The organism is Roseateles sp. (assembly GCF_044373315.1).
In the GTDB taxonomy this organism is placed as follows: Bacteria; Pseudomonadota; Gammaproteobacteria; order Burkholderiales; family Burkholderiaceae_C; genus JACDQM01.
In genome coordinates this window covers 1-15787 of sequence record NZ_JBILQK010000085.1, presented here as the reverse complement: position 1 = coordinate 15787, position 15787 = coordinate 1, and the positions used below count along the sequence as shown (strand labels likewise).

The 15787-nt window shown below is 65.7% G+C and carries 15 protein-coding genes, 2 tRNA genes and 1 pseudogene; 9 read left to right on the top strand and 9 right to left on the bottom strand.

From position 1 onward, the window contains the following. Nucleotides 1-594, top strand: a pseudogene (locus ACIQ67_RS16125) (M20 peptidase family dipeptidase); the annotation flags it as partial. A gap of 76 nt (nt 595-670) precedes the next feature. On the opposite strand, the gene ACIQ67_RS16120 reads toward ACIQ67_RS16125, so the two are convergent. From ACIQ67_RS16120 to ACIQ67_RS16095, 6 genes are all read right to left on the bottom strand, one after another. Continuing rightward, nucleotides 671-1294, bottom strand: a complete 624-nt coding sequence (locus tag ACIQ67_RS16120) for a 50S ribosomal protein L25/general stress protein Ctc (protein WP_397535395.1) — start codon at nt 1292-1294, stop codon at nt 671-673. Between the two features lie 175 nt (nt 1295-1469). Then, nucleotides 1470-2468 (bottom strand): ribose-phosphate pyrophosphokinase, encoded by a 999-nt coding sequence (locus tag ACIQ67_RS16115; RefSeq protein WP_397535394.1) that lies wholly within the window; start codon nt 2466-2468, stop codon nt 1470-1472. A gap of 85 nt (nt 2469-2553) precedes the next feature. Further along, nucleotides 2554-2630: transfer RNA gene (locus ACIQ67_RS16110), tRNA-Gln, on the bottom strand. 40 nt (nt 2631-2670) lie between these two features. After that, nucleotides 2671-3642 (bottom strand): 4-(cytidine 5'-diphospho)-2-C-methyl-D-erythritol kinase, encoded by a 972-nt coding sequence (gene ispE / locus ACIQ67_RS16105; protein ID WP_397535393.1) that lies wholly within the window; start codon nt 3640-3642, stop codon nt 2671-2673. A 10-nt stretch (nt 3643-3652) separates the two neighbouring features. Further along, nucleotides 3653-4204 (bottom strand): lipoprotein insertase outer membrane protein LolB, encoded by a 552-nt coding sequence (locus tag ACIQ67_RS16100; protein ID WP_397535392.1) that lies wholly within the window; start codon nt 4202-4204, stop codon nt 3653-3655. Between the two features lie 5 nt (nt 4205-4209). Further along, nucleotides 4210-5952: a tetratricopeptide repeat protein gene (locus ACIQ67_RS16095; RefSeq protein ID WP_397535391.1), complete on the bottom strand. Its 1743-nt coding sequence runs from the start codon at nt 5950-5952 to the stop codon at nt 4210-4212. Nucleotides 5953-6045: 93 nt separating this feature from the next. On the opposite strand from ACIQ67_RS16095, the gene mutM reads away from it, so the two are divergent. From mutM to ACIQ67_RS16080, 3 genes are read left to right on the top strand one after another with little or no spacing between them, the layout of a single operon-like run. After that, nucleotides 6046-6879 (top strand): bifunctional DNA-formamidopyrimidine glycosylase/DNA-(apurinic or apyrimidinic site) lyase, encoded by an 834-nt coding sequence (mutM, locus tag ACIQ67_RS16090; RefSeq protein WP_397535390.1) that lies wholly within the window; start codon nt 6046-6048, stop codon nt 6877-6879. Between the two features lie 26 nt (nt 6880-6905). Next, the gene (gene mutY, locus ACIQ67_RS16085; RefSeq protein WP_397535389.1) at nt 6906-7919 is read left to right on the top strand and encodes an A/G-specific adenine glycosylase; all 1014 of its coding nucleotides are present in this window, start codon (nt 6906-6908) and stop codon (nt 7917-7919) included. 46 nt (nt 7920-7965) lie between these two features. Continuing rightward, nucleotides 7966-8277: a hypothetical protein gene (locus tag ACIQ67_RS16080; protein ID WP_397535388.1), complete on the top strand. Its 312-nt coding sequence runs from the start codon at nt 7966-7968 to the stop codon at nt 8275-8277. Nucleotides 8278-8306: 29 nt separating this feature from the next. On the opposite strand, the gene rapZ is transcribed toward ACIQ67_RS16080, so the two are convergent. The 3 genes from rapZ to ACIQ67_RS16065 form a co-directional block, all read right to left on the bottom strand. Further along, the gene (gene rapZ / locus ACIQ67_RS16075) at nt 8307-9209 is read right to left on the bottom strand and encodes an RNase adapter RapZ (RefSeq protein ID WP_397535387.1); all 903 of its coding nucleotides are present in this window, start codon (nt 9207-9209) and stop codon (nt 8307-8309) included. Beyond that, nucleotides 9206-10897: a DNA repair protein RecN gene (gene recN, locus ACIQ67_RS16070; protein ID WP_397535386.1), complete on the bottom strand. Its 1692-nt coding sequence runs from the start codon at nt 10895-10897 to the stop codon at nt 9206-9208. Before recN ends, rapZ begins: the two co-directional genes overlap by 4 nt. Nucleotides 10898-10989: 92 nt before the next feature. Next, the gene (locus ACIQ67_RS16065) at nt 10990-11868 is read right to left on the bottom strand and encodes an NAD kinase (RefSeq protein ID WP_397535385.1); all 879 of its coding nucleotides are present in this window, start codon (nt 11866-11868) and stop codon (nt 10990-10992) included. 69 nt (nt 11869-11937) lie between these two features. On the opposite strand from ACIQ67_RS16065, the gene hrcA reads away from it, so the two are divergent. The 5 genes from hrcA (at nt 11938) to ACIQ67_RS16040 (ending at nt 15400) form a co-directional block, all read left to right on the top strand. Further along, the gene (hrcA, locus tag ACIQ67_RS16060; protein WP_397535396.1) at nt 11938-12966 is read left to right on the top strand and encodes a heat-inducible transcriptional repressor HrcA; all 1029 of its coding nucleotides are present in this window, start codon (nt 11938-11940) and stop codon (nt 12964-12966) included. Nucleotides 12967-13102: 136 nt separating this feature from the next. After that, nucleotides 13103-13179, top strand: a tRNA-Ile gene (locus tag ACIQ67_RS16055). 282 nt (nt 13180-13461) lie between these two features. Next, nucleotides 13462-14010: a hypothetical protein gene (locus tag ACIQ67_RS16050; RefSeq protein ID WP_397535384.1), complete on the top strand. Its 549-nt coding sequence runs from the start codon at nt 13462-13464 to the stop codon at nt 14008-14010. Between the two features lie 20 nt (nt 14011-14030). Beyond that, nucleotides 14031-15023 carry a relaxase/mobilization nuclease domain-containing protein gene (locus tag ACIQ67_RS16045; protein WP_397535383.1) on the top strand — a complete coding sequence of 331 codons (993 nt, stop codon included), beginning with the start codon at nt 14031-14033 and terminating at the stop codon, nt 15021-15023. Further along, a complete protein-coding gene (locus tag ACIQ67_RS16040; protein WP_397535382.1) occupies nt 15023-15400 on the top strand; it encodes a hypothetical protein in 378 nt (125 codons plus the stop codon). The genes ACIQ67_RS16045 and ACIQ67_RS16040 overlap by 1 nt, the downstream gene beginning before the upstream one ends. Nucleotides 15401-15787: the final 387 nt, after the last annotated feature.

Below are 15787 nucleotides of genomic sequence, written 5' to 3'. Positions count from 1 at the left end.
GCCGGCGTTCAACCGGGCGAGCCCGGTGGGCCGGCGATTGATGTCGACTGGGGCGAGCCGGGGCTGACGCCGGCTGAGCGGGTGTTCGGCTGGAACAGCATCGAGGTGCTGGCCTTCAAGTGCGGCAATCCGGACAAGCCGGTGAATGCCATTCCGCCCAAGGCGGTGGCACATATGCAGATACGCTTCGTCGTGGGCCGTGACCCGGCAACCTTCCTGCCGGCCTTGCGGGCGCATCTGGATGCGCAGGGCTTTCAGCAGGTGCAGCTGCGGCAGGCCGGGGCCGAGATCATGGCGGCCACAAGGCTCGATCCCGACAGCCCCTGGGTGCGCTGGGCACTGGCCTCGATGCGTGAGACCACCGGCGTCGAGCCGGTGCTGCTGCCAAACCTGGGGGGCTCCTTGCCGAACGATTGCTTCGCCGATGTCTTGGGTCTGCCGACGCTGTGGGTGCCGCATTCTGTGCCGACCTGCGCGCAGCATGCGCCGGATGAGCATCTGCCGGTGTTCACACTGGAACAGGGCCTGAAGATCATGGCGGGGCTGTTCAGCGACCTGGGCCAGGGCTGGCCCAGCGGCACGCAGCAACGCTGAGTCGCAGCACCAAGAAGAAAGGCCCCGCAAGCGGGGCCTTTCAACATGTGGCGTGAGCCGGGTGAAGAAGAAGTGATTACTTCTTCTTGCCCTTCTTGCCCTTGCCATCGTCGGCCGGAGCGGCGGCGACGATCACTTCTTCCTTGGCCGGCTCGACCGGGGTGGCGATCACCGGGTTCGGCTTGCCGTGCGTGACAACCTTGATGCCAGCGGGCAGCGTGATGTCGTTGACGTGCAGCGAGTGGCCCTTGGTCATGCCGCTCAGGTTCACTTCGATGAACTCGGGCAGCTGCTGAGCCAGGCAGGTGATGGCCAGCTCGGTGACCACGTGGTTGACCGTGCAGTGGTCCAGCTTGACGGCCGGCGACTCGGCTTCACCGACGAAGTGCAGCGGCACCTTCTTGGTGATCTTGGTCGTGTTGTCGACGCGCTGGAAGTCGCAGTGCAGGACTTGCGGCTTGTAGGGGTGCAGCTGGTAGTCGCGCAGCAGGACCTGGGTCACGGCGCCGTTCAGTTCCATCTCGAGGATGGAGCTGTGGAAGGCTTCCTTCTTCAGGGCGTGGAACAGCGCGTTGTGGTCCAGCTCGACCATGGCGGGTTCGCCAGCACCGAAGACGATGGCAGGCACCTTGCCAGCGATGCGCAGGCGGCGGCTCGCTCCGGTCCCCTGCAGCGTGCGCTCAAAAGCGGTGAATTTCATGAGTAACTCCAAGTGAAGAAACGCCACCCTGGCGTTTCGGAAGGTGGAAGGCCCGCGACCAGGCTCTTCCGCACAAAAGGCCCGGTCTTACGACCGAGCCCTCTGAATTCTTAGAAATTGCTGTTCTGCTCAGAGAGATTGGCCGGCGCCGAAGGCGACGGACTACTCGGACTGATCAGAAGTTGTTGTTTTGCTCCGAGAACAGCGAAGTGACCGACTCGCCATCCGAGATGCGGCGGATCGTCTCAGCGAACAGGAAGGCTACCGACAGCTGGCGGATCTTGCCGCAGGCGCGCGCAGCGTTGGACAGCGGAATCGTGTTGGTGATCACCACCTCGTCCAGATGCGAGTTCGAGATGCGCTCGATTGCCGGGCCGGACAGGATGGGGTGGGTGCAGTAGGCGAACACGCTCTTGGCGCCGCGGTCCTTCAGCACCTCGGCCGCCTTCACCAGCGTGCCGGCCGTGTCGATCATGTCGTCCATGATCACGCAGTTGCGGCCGTCGATCTCGCCGATCACGTGCATCACTTCGGACACGTTGGCGGCCGGACGGCGCTTGTCGATGATGGCCAAGTCGCAGCCCAGTTGCTTGGCCAGAGCACGGGCGCGCACCACGCCGCCGACGTCGGGGCTGACCACCACCAGATTGGAATAGTTCCGGCTCTTCAGGTCGGACAGCAGCACCGGGCTGGCGTAGATGTTGTCGACCGGAATGTCGAAAAAGCCCTGGATCTGGTCGGCATGCAGGTCCATCGTGAGCACGCGCTCGACGCCGACGGTTTCCAGCAGATTGGCCACCACCTTGGCCGAGATCGGCACGCGGGTGCTGCGAGGACGGCGGTCCTGGCGGGCGTATCCGAAATAGGGAATCACCGCGGTGATGCGGCGTGCGCTGGAACGCTTCAGCGCATCAACCATCACCAGCAACTCCATCAGGTTGTCGTTGGTCGGCGCGCAGGTCGGCTGAACCACGAACACGTCGCGGGCGCGGACGTTCTGCTGGATCTCAACGTCGACTTCGCCATCGGAAAAACGGCCGACCTTAGCCTTGCCGAGTTCGAGCCCGAGATGGGTGGCGATTTCTTGGGAGAGCACCGGATTCGCGTTCCCGGTGAAGAGGACGGTATTGAGCAGCACGGGCCATCCTTTTGCAAAGGACCCGTGGCCAGCCATCGTGTCCGGGTCTTTCAGAAACCAAAAAACCCGAAGACCGGGTTCCTTGAATCCAGAGTTCCGTGGTCGGAACTCTCAAATCATTTGGCAGGGGAGGAAGGACTCGAACCCTCGCATGTCGGAATCAAAATCCGATGCCTTGACCAACTTGGCGACTCCCCTACACAGGACACTGCAGAGCTGCAATACCCCAAAACTTTTTTCAGTCCCCGGCCCAGCCGTAAAGCGGGTGCCTGTCCAGACTGCGACACATCCTGCCAACCCAGTCCGCCGGAAAATCCTGCGGCCATATCGCCATGGGCGGGCTCTCTGAGCCTGTCTCTTCCTGCATTATCAGGCCTGCTTCAGTGCCGATTCTTGCGAATACCGCACTGCCTGAACCGGTCATCCGGCTATTGCCGAACTGGCTCTTGAGCATGCCCAGTGCTTGGCTGACTTCGGAGCAGCTCGCTTCGGCAGGTGGCTGCAGGTCATTGCGACCAAAACCACCGACAAGCCTTGCTGCGCCTTCGGCATCCAAGCTCACACTGTCAGATGATGTCTTGGCATTGTCTGCCTTGACGTCTGCGCTGTTGTGTGCAGGAAAGCCCGCTACTATAGCCACGGATTTCGATCTTGCCAATAGGGGGCTCGAAAAAATATCCTTGGTTGCGATGCTGACCGGGGGCTTCAGCACCGCATAGTGCTGCGCCGGCAGGTCCAGCGGATGCAAGATCTCGCCGATACCTTCAACGAAGGCATGCCGCCCGCCGAGGAAGAACGGCACATCGGCACCCAGACTCAGGCCCAGCTTCATCAGGCGGGACAGCGGCCAGTTCAGCCCCCACAGGCGATTCAGCGCCAGCAGCGTCGAGGCGGCGTCGGACGAGCCGCCGCCCATGCCGGCGCCGGAGGGCAGGCGTTTCTCGATGTGGAGATCGACACCATGGCCGACGCCGCCCGCTTGCTGCAGGGCCCGCGCAGCGCGCAGGCACAGGTCCTCCGGCGGAAGGGCCTCGCCCCGATCGTGGCGTTGCAGCTGGCCGTCGGTTCGCCGCTCGAAGTGCAGGGTGTCGGCCCAATCGATCAGTACGAACAGGGATTGCAGCAGGTGGTAGCCGTCGGGCCGCTTGCCCACCACATGCAGAAAGAGATTGAGTTTGGCCGGGGCCGGAACGTCGTACAGGGCGAGCATGGCAAGAGGTTCAGGGGTTGTTGAGGCGCACCCGCAGCGTCAGCGCCGGCGCTGCGAGCCGGCGCGCCACGATCAGACCGTCAACAAAGCGATCGAGCTCGATACGCCAACCGAGTTGCGTGAAGCCGCGCGAAGGCGCCGGCAGGGGGGCAGCGGCAGATGGTGGCCAGGGGCGAGCACGCAGCCAATCGAAGAGCGCAGCCACCGGAATCGGTTCGCCCAGCAATTCCTGGCCCAGCTCGTCGAGGCTGTTGAAGCGGCGCTGCTCATGGGGTGTTTCGAGCAGCACCGAGCCTGCAGACCAGCTGGCGCGTGCGACCAGACTGCCCAGCGGTGTGCTCAGCTCGAGTTGCCCGGCATCGGCATTGCCCAGCAGTTCGAATGCGCTGCTCCCGCTGCTGCCTGTATCCGATTGAATCGATAGCCGCCCCTGCAGGCGCTCGCCGCTGAAGTCCGGGCTGGGCGGGCGGCTGGCGCAGCCGCTGCCCAGGCCCAGCAGCGAGAAAAGCGCTGCTGCGATCAGCTGGCGGCGCCTGAAGTCCTGCGCTTCTTCTTGCGTCATCAAGCTCAGGGGCGGGTGCCCTGCAGGCGCTTGACGGTCTCACGCAGCGCTTCGTTCTTGGGGTCGCGCTGGCTGCCTTCACGCCAGATGCGCTGTGCTTCCTCGCGTTCGCCGCTTATCCAAAGAACCTCGCCCAGATGGGCGGCAATCTCGGCATCGGGCCGAGCCGTGTAGGCCTGGCGCAGCAGGCGCAGCGCCTCGGCGTGGTTGCCCAGTCGGTACTCCACCCAGCCCAGGCTGTCGACGATGAAGGGCTCGCCGGGGGCGAATTCCAGTGCTTTGGCGATCAAGGTACGAGCCTCGCTCAGGCGCAGGCTGCGCTCGGCCAGGGAATAGCCCAGCGCGTTGTACGCGTGGTAGTGCTCGGGTTTGATTGCCATGACGCGACGCAGCAGTTGCTCCATTTCGTCGAGCCGTCCCACCTTCTCGGCCATCATGGCCTGTTCGTAGAGCAAGTCGGGATCGTTGGGGAACTGCTGATCGGCCTTGGCAAGCACCGCATAGGCCTGCTGCCAGTCCTGCAACTCGCGTAACAGGTTTGACTCCGCCAGCAGCTTGGCGCGGCGGTCCTCATCGCGCTCAGCGGGCATGTCCTGCAGCAGCTTGCGTGCTTCTGCCACCTGACCTTGGCGCGCCAGCAGCGAGGCCCGCCGGAAATTCACCTCCAGCTGGCGTTGCGGCAGATCGACCTTGGCGAGCCAGGCCTGAGCGGCCTTGAGGTCGCCGCGCATTTCCGTCGCCTGCGCCAGCATCAGCCAGGCCTGCTGGCGCATGTCCTTGTTCTCGGCGTCCGGACTGGCGTCGAGCCGTTCCAGGAAGGTGGAGAGCGCGCGCTCGGCCTCCTTAGGATGACGCAGCTCAAGCTCCAGCACACCGAGTGAATACCAGGCCTGGTGCAGCTCCGGTGCAGCTTCGGTGACGATGCGGAACTCGCGCGCTGCATCGCCAGAGCGCTGCATCCTGGCGAGCGTGCGTCCGTAGGCCATGCGCAGCGCATGCTGGTCGGGCTGGGCCTTCAGTCTGGTCGTTACCAGTCCTTCGGCCTCGGCCATCGCGGGCAGCACGTCGAGCGCCAGCAGCATCGGCTCGTCGGCCTCGGCAAAGTCCTTGGCCCCCGCCTGTGCCATCTCAAGCGCCAGCTTCGGCTCGCCGGCATTCAAGGCCAGGCGGCCCAGCACCATGGAAGCCATCAGGCCCGAGCCGGCCTGGCTGCGGGCGGATTGCAGCACCGGCTGAAGGGCTTGAAGCACCTTCTTGGGTTCGGGCGAGCGCTGGAACAGCCGCGGCATCGAGGCGAGTACGCCTGGGCGCTGCATCGGCGGTGACAGCTTCAGCAGGGCCGACAAGGGCTCGGCGGCTTCCGCCGGCCGGTTCAGCACTGCGACCAACTGCAGAATCATCTGCAGCGCCTCGACCGACTGTGGCAGCGAATCGCGCCAGGCGCGGGCGGCGATCAGAGCCTGCTCCCCGGCCCTGGCCTGCAGCGCTATGTTGACGACCCGCTTGAACAGGGCCTCGTCGCCAGTGCGCCTCGCGGCATCCAGCAGCAGCTGGTAAGCCACCGCAGGCTGGCCGGTGCGCAGCTCAAGCTCACCCACCAGCAGCTGATGGAACAAGGGCGCGTCCATCTGGGAATTGCTCACCGGCGCAGGTGCCGCCTGGGCATCGGCATGCAGTGCCGGGCTCAGCAGGGCCAGGGCGATGGCGGGCAGCCAGTGCTTTGCGGGACGAGTTTGGAACTTGGGCATGGAGCCTCCGGGCTGCGACACCGCCATGATGCCGGCTTCTTGTTGCTGGATTGTAGGAGGGGGTCTTTGGAGGGCGCCCGTATCATCGCGCCCATGCCAGAGTTGCCCGAAGTCGAGATCAGCCGCCGCAGTTTCGCGCCCGCGATCGAGGGCGCTCGGGTGCTGGCGCTGCGCCTGGGCAAGCCCTTGCGCTGGCCGCTGGGTATCGAAGCCGCGCGGCTGATTGGCTCGCGCGTCGGCCCGGTCAGCCGCCGTGGCAAGTACATATGGCTGCCGCTGGTCGCTCCATTGCCTGAGGACAGCGGCGGGCTCTTGCTGCACTTGGGCATGTCCGGCTCGCTGGCTTTTCGCGAACATCAGCCGCCGGCCGGGCCGCACGACCATTTCGACCTGCTCACCGATCGAGGCGAACTGCGCTTGAACGATCCGCGGCGCTTCGGTGCCGTCGTGTGGTCGCCGGGCCTGGACTGCGAACCGGCCGCCAAGCTGCTGGCCGGGCTCGGGTTGGAACCTTTCGATCCGCGCTTTGACGGCCGGCACCTCAAGCTGGGCCTGTCCGGACGCCGTGTGGCTATCAAGCAGGCCCTGCTGGCGGGCGACATCGTGGTGGGCGCCGGCAATATCTACGCCTGCGAGTCCCTGTTCCTGGCCGGCATCGATCCGCGCACCCCCGCGCAGAAGATCAGCGGCCCGCGCTGCGAGCGGCTCGCTAAGGCCTTGCGCGACGTGCTGGGCGCCGCGCTGGCTGCTGGCGGCACCACCTTGCGCGACTTCAAGGATGCCCACGGCGTGGCCGGCAGCTTTCAGATGCAGGCCCAGGTCTACGGCCGCGAGGGCGAACCTTGCCGTGTCTGCGGCACGAAGATCCGGCGCATCGTGCAGGGCCAACGCTCCACCTTCTTCTGCCCCACATGCCAAAAGAGATAGAGGCTGAGTTGATCTCCGCGCTGCCCATGGATTTTCCCGCCCTGCTGGTGGCCTGGCAGCGCCAGCATGGGCGCCATGCCTTGCCTTGGCAGCGCACACGCGATCCTTACCGCGTGTGGCTGTCCGAGATCATGCTGCAGCAGACCCAGGTCAGCACCGTGCTGGGCTACTACCAGCGCTTCCTCGAACGCTTCCCGGATGTTCGCGCACTGGCGGCAGCGCAGCTCGACGAGGTGCTGGCGATGTGGCAGGGCCTGGGCTACTACAGCCGCGCGCGCAATTTGCACCGCTGCGCCCAGGCCGTGTGCGAACGCCATGACGGCGAGTTCCCGCGCAGTGCCGCGCTGCTGACAGAGCTGCCCGGCATCGGCCGCTCCACCGCGGCAGCGATTGCCGCCTTCTGTTTCGACGAGCGGGTGGCCATCCTCGATGGCAACGTCAAGCGCGTACTCGGCCGCTTGCTGGCCTTCGACGGCGACCTGGCCAGCAGCGCGCAGGAAAAGCGCCTGTGGCAACTGGCCGATGCCTTGCTGCCCGAGCCGGCGGCGGACATGGCGGCCTACACCCAGGGTCTGATGGACCTGGGCGCCACGCTGTGCACGGCGCGCTCGCCGCAATGCCTGCTGTGCCCGGTCAGCGATTTGTGCCGCGCACGTGCTGGTGGCGAGCCGACGGCCTACCCGATCAAGACGCGTAAGCTCAAGCGCGGCCGCCGCGAGAACTGGTGGCTGTGGCTGGAGCATGGTGGCCGCATCTGGCTGGAGCAGCGGCCGGAGAGCGGCGTCTGGGCCGGGCTGTGGACCTTGCCGGTCTTCGATGACGAGGCGGCCCTGGCGGCGCAGGCGCTCAGCATGGGCGCGCAGGGCGAGCTGGAAGTTATGCCCCGCATCGAGCATGCGCTGACTCACTTCGACTGGGTGCTGCACCCGCGCCGCGCTGCGCTGGGCGCCGCGGCAGGAGCGGGCGAAGGGCGCTGGGTCGCCCGGGAGGAGCTGGCAAGCTATGCGCTGCCCGCGCCACTGAAGCGTCTTTTGGCATGAGCCTCAAGCTGGCTTATGCTCTGCCGCCTCTTGCAAGGAGCTCACCATGAAAGCACCCGTGCGCAAAGCCGTGGAATCCGCCCTGATCGCAGCGGGCATTGGCTTCGTCTGCCTGTGGATGCTGGTTTCCGGCGCCGATGAAGAGTCGGCATCGGCTGCGCGTGGCGCGATGTACGGCATCGGCCTTGCGATTAGCCTGATCGCGCACTGGACCTATATGGGCCTGGCGATCGCGCGCGATGGCCGCTCCGTCTGGCCCTGGGTGGTGGGCATGGTGCTGCTGTTTCCGATTGTCTCGGTCGTCGCCCTGGTGCTGATGTCCAGCCAAGAGGACACCAGCGCCCAGAATAGCGCCTGAGGCTGCTGGCGCCAGCGAGTGGCGGACGCCTACTTGGCGTCCAGCTCGCGGTGGCGCTTCAGCACATGGCCGTGGCTGGCGAATTGCCGCGCCAGCGTCTCGACCAGATAGACCGAGCGGTGTTGGCCGCCGGTGCAGCCGATGGCCACGGTCAGATAACTGCGATGGTCAGCAGCAAAGGCCGGCAGCCACTGGCGCATGAATCCGCCGATCTGGCCCAGCATCAGATTGACCTCGGGCTGGGCCTGCAGGAAGTCCGCCACCGGCGCATCACGGCCTGTCAGCGGCCGCAGCTCGCGGTCGTAATACGGGTTGGGCAGCACGCGCACATCGAAGACGAAATCGGCATCGCTGGGCACGCCATGCTTGAAGGCGAAGGACTCGAACACCAACGTCAGCGAGTTGCCATCCACCACCACCAGATCGCGCACCCAGGCGCGCAGCTGCGCCGGGCGCAGCAGGCTGGTATCGATAACGGTTGATTCGACGCGCAGCGCTGACAGCAGCTCGCGTTCCAACTCGATCGCGTCCAGCAGCGCGCGATGCTCGTCCTGGCCGTCGTCCCTGATGTCGTTGCGCAGCGGGTGCGGGCGGCGGGTCTCGGAGAAGCGCCGCATCAGTGCATTGGTGTCTGCATCCAGAAAGATCGAGCGCACACGCACGCCTTCGCTGCGCAGCTGCTTGATCAGCGGCAGCAGGTGCGGCAGCGAGCCGGCGCTGCGCACATCCACCGCAATGGCGACGCGCCGTTTGCCGCGTTGCTTCTCCAGAGTCAGGAAGTCGACGAGCAGTTCGGGCGGCAGGTTGTCCACGCAGAAGAAGCCCGCGTCTTCCAGCGCATGCATGGTGACCGACTTGCCGCCGCCGGAGACGCCGGTGACAAGCACCACATCGCTTTGCTGGGCCGCTGCGGCGGGTGCTGGCTCGCTCATGTCTTGGCTTTCTTGCCGCGGGCTGCGGCTTCAGTGGAGGTTTGTTGAAGCATTTCCTGCGCATGCGCCAGGCTGGCCGAAGACAGGCGCTCGCCGCCCAGCATGCGGGCAATCTCGTTGACGCGCGTCTCGCCGAATACCGGCCGCACATCGCTCGCGGTCACGCCATCACGCAGCGCCTTTGAGACCACGTAATGCTGATCTGCGCAGGCCGCCACCTGGGGCAGGTGGGTCACCGCCAGCACCTGGGACGAGCGCCCCAGCTGCTTCATCAGCCGGCCCACGGTCTCGGCCACGGCGCCGCCGACGCCGGCGTCGATCTCGTCGAAGATCAGCGTGCCGGCACTGTGCGGATCGAACTGGCAGGTGGTGACTGCAATCGCCAGGGCGATGCGCGAAAGCTCGCCGCCCGAGGCCACCTTGCCCAGCGGCCGCGGCGTGCTGCCGGCATGACCCGCCACCAGGAATTCAGCACTCTCCAGGCCGAAGCTCTGCGGCTGCTCCTGCTTCAGCAGGCTCACCTCGAAGGCACCGCCGGCCATGCCCAGCTGCTGCATCGCCTGCGTGACGGCGGCAGCCAGCCGCGGCGCGGCCTCGGCACGTGCCTGGCTGATGCGCTTGGCCTCGCCTTGATAGGCGGCCAGGGCCTCGGCTTTTGCGCGCTCAAGCAAGGCCAGATCGCTGGCCTCGTCCAGGGCGCGCAACTCATCTTTCCACTGCGCCAGCAGCGCTGGCAACTCGGTGCCAGGGCGGCGGTAGCGCCGTGCCAGCGTCATCCAGGCGGACAGGCGCTCGTCCAGTTCCTGCAGGCGCTCAGGCTCCAGCTCGGCACTGTTCAGATAAGAGGACAGCGTGTGCGCCGCGTCGCGCAGCTGCGTTTGTGCGCCTTGCAGTGCCTCCACCGCTGGGGTCAGGCGGGCGTCGTACTCGACCACATCCTGCAGGGCATCCAGCGCCTGCTCGCTCAGGCTTTCGGCGCTGAGTTCGGCTTCGGACAGGGCCTCCAGCGCCAGCCGCGCGCCATTCATCAGCGAGGCTGCGTGCGACAAGCGCTGGTGTTCCGCATTCAACTCGTCCCACTCGTCAGCACCTGGCGAGAGCTTGCTCAGCTCGTCGATCTGCCAGGCCAGCCGTTCACGTTCGCGGCTCAGCTCATCAGCGCGTGTCTGCGCGGCATCTAGCCTGTCGCTGGATTGCTTCCAGGCGCCGTAGCTTGCAGCCAGCGGCTTGCTGTCCAGGCCGGCAAACGCATCCAGCAGCGCGCGCACGGCAGGCGCGCGGGTCAGCCCTTGCCAGGCATGCTGGCCGTGGATGTCCAGCAGGCTGTCGGCCAGTTCACGCAGCTGCGCCACAGTGGCTGCGCTGCCATTGATCCAGGCGCGGCTCTTGCCCTGGGCATCGATCAGCCGGCGCAGCAGCAGGCTGTCGCTGTCGGCATCGAAGCCGGCTTCGTCCAACCAGGCGCGCAGATGTGCGGGGCGATCAAACTCGGCGCTGATCTCGGCGCGCGGCGCGCCTTCGCGCACTACGCCGGCATCGCCGCGTCCACCCAGCACCAGTTGCAAGGCATCGATCAGGATGGATTTACCCGCGCCCGTCTCGCCGGTCAGCGCCGAGAAGCCCGCGGCGAAGTCCAGCTCCAGCGTGGGCACGATGACGAAGTCTCGCAGGCTCAGGCGGCGGAGCATCTTGGTCCTTTCGCCGGGCCGCCCCAAGAAAGGGCCGCGCCCCCTCGGGGGGCAGTGACAGGGCGAAGCACTGGCACGTGAGGGCTCATCACTTACACCACCCCTTCATACCAGCGCAGCTTGCGCCGCAGCGTGGCGTAGTAACTCCAGCCCTTAGGGTGCACGAAGCAGATCTTGTGGCTGGAGCGGCGCACGGTGATGCGGTCGCCGTGCAGCAGGCTGGCCAGGCTCTGCATGTCGAAGTTCACGCTGGCATCGCGGCCGGCCACGATCTCCATGCGCACCTCGCCCGAGTCCGGCAGCACGATGGGGCGGTTGGAAAGGGTGTGCGAAGCAATCGGCACCAGCACCAGGCCGGCAATGCTCGGGTGCAGCAGCGGCCCGCCGGCCGACAGCGCATAGGCCGAAGAACCAGTGGGCGAGGAAACGATCACGCCGTCCGCTCGCATATTGGCCACGAACTCGTCGCCCACATCCACCTTCAGTTCCACCATCGAAGCTGTGGCGCCGCGGCTGACCACTACATCGTTGAGCGCCAGGCCTTCGAAGATGCTGTGGCCATCACGCCAAACCTCGCCCTCCAGCATCGGGCGGTGCTCCATCTCGCAGTCGCCGGCCAGGATAGGCCCCAGCGCTTCGCGGAAGCGTTCGATGGGGATGTCGGTGATGAAGCCCAGTCGGCCTTGATTGATTCCCACCAGCGGCGTGCCATGCTTGGCCATCTCGCGGGCAAAGCCCAGCATGGTGCCGTCGCCGCCCACCACGATGGCCAAGTCGCAGCGCTGCCCCAGCTCCGCCGGGGTGAGGGCGTCGTAGGATGAGATACCGGTGTTTAGCGCGGTGTCTCGCTCCAGCGAGACATCGAGACCCTGCCGGGTGATGAAGTCGATGATCTCTTCAAGCAGGGGACGAATGCCGCGCGCCTGATGCTTGCCGACGATCGCCACATGTTGGAAACGCTTGGGGGCCATGCGAAGAATTACACCACAGCGATATGACGGCTCCGTGTGGTGAGGCCTTGTGTCCGTACAATGAAAAACATGCTCGACGAGCGCTCCAAATCACTGCTGAAAACCCTGGTTGAACGCTATATCGCGGACGGTCAACCGGTGGGTTCGCGCACGCTCTCCAAAGCCTCGGGCCTGGAGTTGTCGCCCGCGACCATCCGCAATGTGATGGCCGATCTGGAAGAGCTGGGCCTGATCGCCAGCCCGCACACCAGTGCCGGCCGCATCCCGACGGCGCGCGGCTATCGGCTCTTCGTGGACACCATGCTGACGGCGCAGCCCGGCATCATCGGCGCCGAGTCGCGGCCCATCGAGACGCTGGAAACCCAGCTGCAGCCCGACCAGCCACAGCGCGTGATCGCCAGCGCGGCGCATCTGCTGTCCAGCCTGTCCAGCTTTGTCGGCGTGGTCACCGCGCCGCGCAAGCCCAGCGTGTTCCACCACATCGAGTTTTTGCGCCTGGGCGATCGCCGGGTGCTGGTGATCATGGTGTCGCCGGATGGCGATGTGCAGAATCGCGTGGTCTTCACCGCGCAGGATTTCAGCCAGTCAGAGCTGGCCGAGGCCAGCAACCGGCTTAACGCCAGCTATGCCGGCCTCTCGCTGGAGGCGGTGCGCGAACGGCTGAAGAGCGAGGTGGATGTGCTGCGCGGCGAGATTGCCGAGCTGATGAACACTGCCGTCAAGGTGGGTACCGAAGCGCTGGAGCAGGAAGAAGAGCGCGTCGTCATCTCCGGCGAACGCAATCTGCTGACCGTGCAAGACTTCAGCCACGACATGGGCAGCCTGCGCCGCCTGTTCGACCTGTTCGAGCAGAAGACCCAGCTGATGCGCCTGCTGGATGTCTCCAGCCGCGCCGAAGGCGTGCGCATCTACATCGGCGGCGAGAGCCAGGTGGTGCCGTTTGAAGAACTTTCCATCGTCTCCGCGCCGTATGAGATCGACGGCCAAGTGGTCGGCACGCTGGGCGTGATCGGCCCCACCCGCATGGCCTACGACCGCATGATCCAGATCGTCGACATTACCTCGCGCATGGTCAGCAACGTCCTGTCGCAGAAGTGAGCCAGCCGGCCGGCGAGCGGGTTGACGGGCGTGCTTGCGGCGCCGCTGATTGCTGATTCAAGCGCTCTGGCCGGGCGCCACTGTCCCACCGATACAATGCCCCCCGCCCGGTGCAATGCCGGCAGCATCCCTCAGGGGGCCGTTAGCTCAGTTGGTTAGAGCAGAGGACTCATAATCCTTTGGTCACAGGTTCAAGTCCTGTACGGCCTACCAGTTTTACAGGGGTTTTCGTGATGGTGCGTGCTTACTTCCCTTGATTATTTTTTTCTGGTGCCAGTCTGGTGCCAGTTTTGGGTCGATTGCCCCCTCATGGGCCGCCGAAGATTTACGACCCCTGGAATCCCATTCCGGCTGAGCTCGGCATCGCTGAATTTGAGCCAAAACCCATCGCGCGGCCAGCCCTGAAGCCGATGCACATTGGTACTCATGGCCAAAGTGACCAGGACCCTCTGCGCTGCTGACGATGCGCCTAGCTCGACAGTTCGTCGCGAGCGCGTGAGCATTGATCTGCGCGGGCATGGCCTGGCATTGACTGCCGTCGCGCAGTCGATGGGCGTGCCTGTGGCCGTCGCGGTGAGGTCGGTTCTCGCCGAGTGGCTGCAGACGCGCGCCGTCGCTGAGTCTGGCGCACGGAGTGCCCCTGATGTTGCTCTGGAGCAGCCAGCGGATGCCGTCATCAAGGTGACCTTGCGCATGCGCGCCGGCCATGCGGCTCGCCTGGCTCGCGCAGCGCGCGCGGCCGAGCATTCGCAAGGGGCGTATGTGGAGCGGCTCATGGATGAGCTGCCCCCCGCTCCCGTATCCCCGGATCTGCACGAGAGCCGTGCGGCACTGATGCGTTCCACCTCCACGCTGGCGGCCATGTCCGGCGACCTGCAAATGCTCGTGCGCATCCTGCGCCAGTCCGCGCCGCTTGAGCATTCCGTGTGCGCGGCCGCCGTCGCACGTTTGTCAGATGCAGTGCTGCAGCATCTGAGCACTGCTGCCCCGCTGCTGGCTGCGCTGAAGTCCGGGCGGCGCCTGGCTGCGGGCGAGCCTGACTGACCCTGGACGAGGCGCAGCAGATGAACCCGGGCTCTACGGTCGATGGCGTGCTGGTGCAATGGGGTGAGCGCTTGTTCTATCCCGGCAATCGCAGGGTCCGTGTGGCTCCTCAGCCGCGACTGGACACGCTGATGCGTCGCCAGGCCGCCGTCATCCGCAGGCGCATCGCATCCACCGTCACCAGGCGAGCCCCGCAGGTCATGGTCAAGGTCACCGGGGGAGGGCGCGGCATGGGCGCTATCGCGGCCCATTTCCGCTACATCAGCAAGGCCGGGCGCCTGGCCTTCGAGGATGACCGGGGCGTGGTGCAGGAGGGCCGGGAGGCGCTGCACGACCTCGCCAAGCAATGGCGCCTAGGGGGATCGCTGATCGGTGAGACCAGCCACCGGCGCGAGGCGTTCAACCTGATGCTGTCGATGCCCCGCGGCACAGATGCGCAAGCGGTCTTGCAGGCGGCCCGCGAGTTTGCGCGGATCGAGCTGAAGGACCACCGCTATGTGATGGTGCTTCATGACCATCAGCACAATCCGCACGTTCACCTGAGTGCTAGGGCTGAGTCCATGAGTGGGCAGCGGCTGAACCCGCGAAAGGCCGATCTGCAGCGCTGGCGCGAGACCTTCGCCGAGCGGCTGCGCGGGCTGGGCATCGATGCTGAGGCCACCCGCCAGGCCCCACGCCTGCAAAGCCGGCGACCCGAGCAGCTCTGGCAGATCGAAGCCCGCAAGCAGGGGAGGTTGAAGGGCGAGCCGGTCACTCAGAAATCGGGTGATGCCTTCATGCGCAGCCGCAATGGCGCTGTGCAGGCCTGGGCGCACATCGCTGTCGCGCTGAGCGCCTCGGATCAAGTCGAGGACAACCAGCTGGCGCAACGCATCAGACGCTTCGTGCTGGACGCCACCTACTCAAGGCAACATGTGCTCCAACGCGATCTTGGGGAGGCTAGGCCGCGAGACCGCAGCGAGGGAGACCGGCTCAGGGCGGTGGAGCGGACGGAGCCGGAGATCACGCGCTGATGAACAAGAAGCCATCCGCTGCCCCCGTGCTGCAGCCACAAGAGCAACTGCTTGTGCAGCAGGCGGAATGGGCGTGTCGGGCGAAGGATGCCACCGCCTTGGCCGGGCCAGCCTATGAGCGGCTGCTCTCGCTGGTTGAGACGGGGCGCGATTCAGGGCAAATCAGTCGAGTCGCTGCGTTTGTGGCGGCCAGGGTGGGCCTGCATCGCTTCGACATCTATGACCTTCGAGCGCTCGAAGTCGGGCTTTCTGATGACGTGCTCGCTTACCTGGATGTGATCCGGTGGGGCAAGTGTCACATTGCCGACTTGGTCCCCGATGGATTTGCACTTGCCCAACAAGCCGCGGTGGACTGGGGCTACGTTGCCACAGGTTGAGCTTCGGCCTCGGGCCGTGGTGTGTAGGTGTCGCACAAGTGGGCTAGGGCGCCGATGACCGCTCAGTAGCGTTGTGGAGCCCTCCATTGGCTGTCACCGCCTTCTGCGGCCGCCAAGCCCAGCTCATGAGTTATCCGGCTCCCTCTGCGCTCGACCAAGTCGAGTGGGATGCAGCCTAACCGCCTGCGCTGCTCAACAGCTTGTCAAGCGCGCTCCTGGCTCGCCCGCCATGGTGCGCTTGGCGCCCAGGCTGACCCGGCGCGTCCGTGATGATGCGAGGCAAAGACGCCTGCTGCGATGGTGCGCACTAGGCGAAGTTCAACGTTTCATGGGAGGGCGCCCCTGGCGCTTGGAACGATCACGATGAAGAACAACCACATCCTCATC

What these genes read in the sequence shown, in the direction of transcription:
- recN (WP_397535386.1), bottom strand. Translation starts at nt 10,897, where the DNA reads ATGCTCCGCCGCCTGAGCCTGCGAGACTTCGTCATCGTGCCCACGCTG.
- ACIQ67_RS16115 (WP_397535394.1), bottom strand. Translation starts at nt 2,468, where the DNA reads ATGGCTGGCCACGGGTCCTTTGCAAAAGGATGGCCCGTGCTGCTCAAT.
- ACIQ67_RS16080 (WP_397535388.1), top strand. Translation starts at nt 7,966, where the DNA reads ATGAAAGCACCCGTGCGCAAAGCCGTGGAATCCGCCCTGATCGCAGCG.
- mutM (WP_397535390.1), top strand. Translation starts at nt 6,046, where the DNA reads ATGCCAGAGTTGCCCGAAGTCGAGATCAGCCGCCGCAGTTTCGCGCCC.
- hrcA (WP_397535396.1), top strand. Translation starts at nt 11,938, where the DNA reads ATGCTCGACGAGCGCTCCAAATCACTGCTGAAAACCCTGGTTGAACGC.
- rapZ (WP_397535387.1), bottom strand. Translation starts at nt 9,209, where the DNA reads ATGAGCGAGCCAGCACCCGCCGCAGCGGCCCAGCAAAGCGATGTGGTG.
- ACIQ67_RS16045 (WP_397535383.1), top strand. Translation starts at nt 14,031, where the DNA reads ATGAACCCGGGCTCTACGGTCGATGGCGTGCTGGTGCAATGGGGTGAG.
- mutY (WP_397535389.1), top strand. Translation starts at nt 6,906, where the DNA reads ATGGATTTTCCCGCCCTGCTGGTGGCCTGGCAGCGCCAGCATGGGCGC.
- ACIQ67_RS16065 (WP_397535385.1), bottom strand. Translation starts at nt 11,868, where the DNA reads ATGGCCCCCAAGCGTTTCCAACATGTGGCGATCGTCGGCAAGCATCAG.
- ACIQ67_RS16040 (WP_397535382.1), top strand. Translation starts at nt 15,023, where the DNA reads ATGAACAAGAAGCCATCCGCTGCCCCCGTGCTGCAGCCACAAGAGCAA.
- ACIQ67_RS16100 (WP_397535392.1), bottom strand. Translation starts at nt 4,204, where the DNA reads ATGACGCAAGAAGAAGCGCAGGACTTCAGGCGCCGCCAGCTGATCGCA.
- ispE (WP_397535393.1), bottom strand. Translation starts at nt 3,642, where the DNA reads ATGCTCGCCCTGTACGACGTTCCGGCCCCGGCCAAACTCAATCTCTTT.
- ACIQ67_RS16120 (WP_397535395.1), bottom strand. Translation starts at nt 1,294, where the DNA reads ATGAAATTCACCGCTTTTGAGCGCACGCTGCAGGGGACCGGAGCGAGC.
- ACIQ67_RS16095 (WP_397535391.1), bottom strand. Translation starts at nt 5,952, where the DNA reads ATGCCCAAGTTCCAAACTCGTCCCGCAAAGCACTGGCTGCCCGCCATC.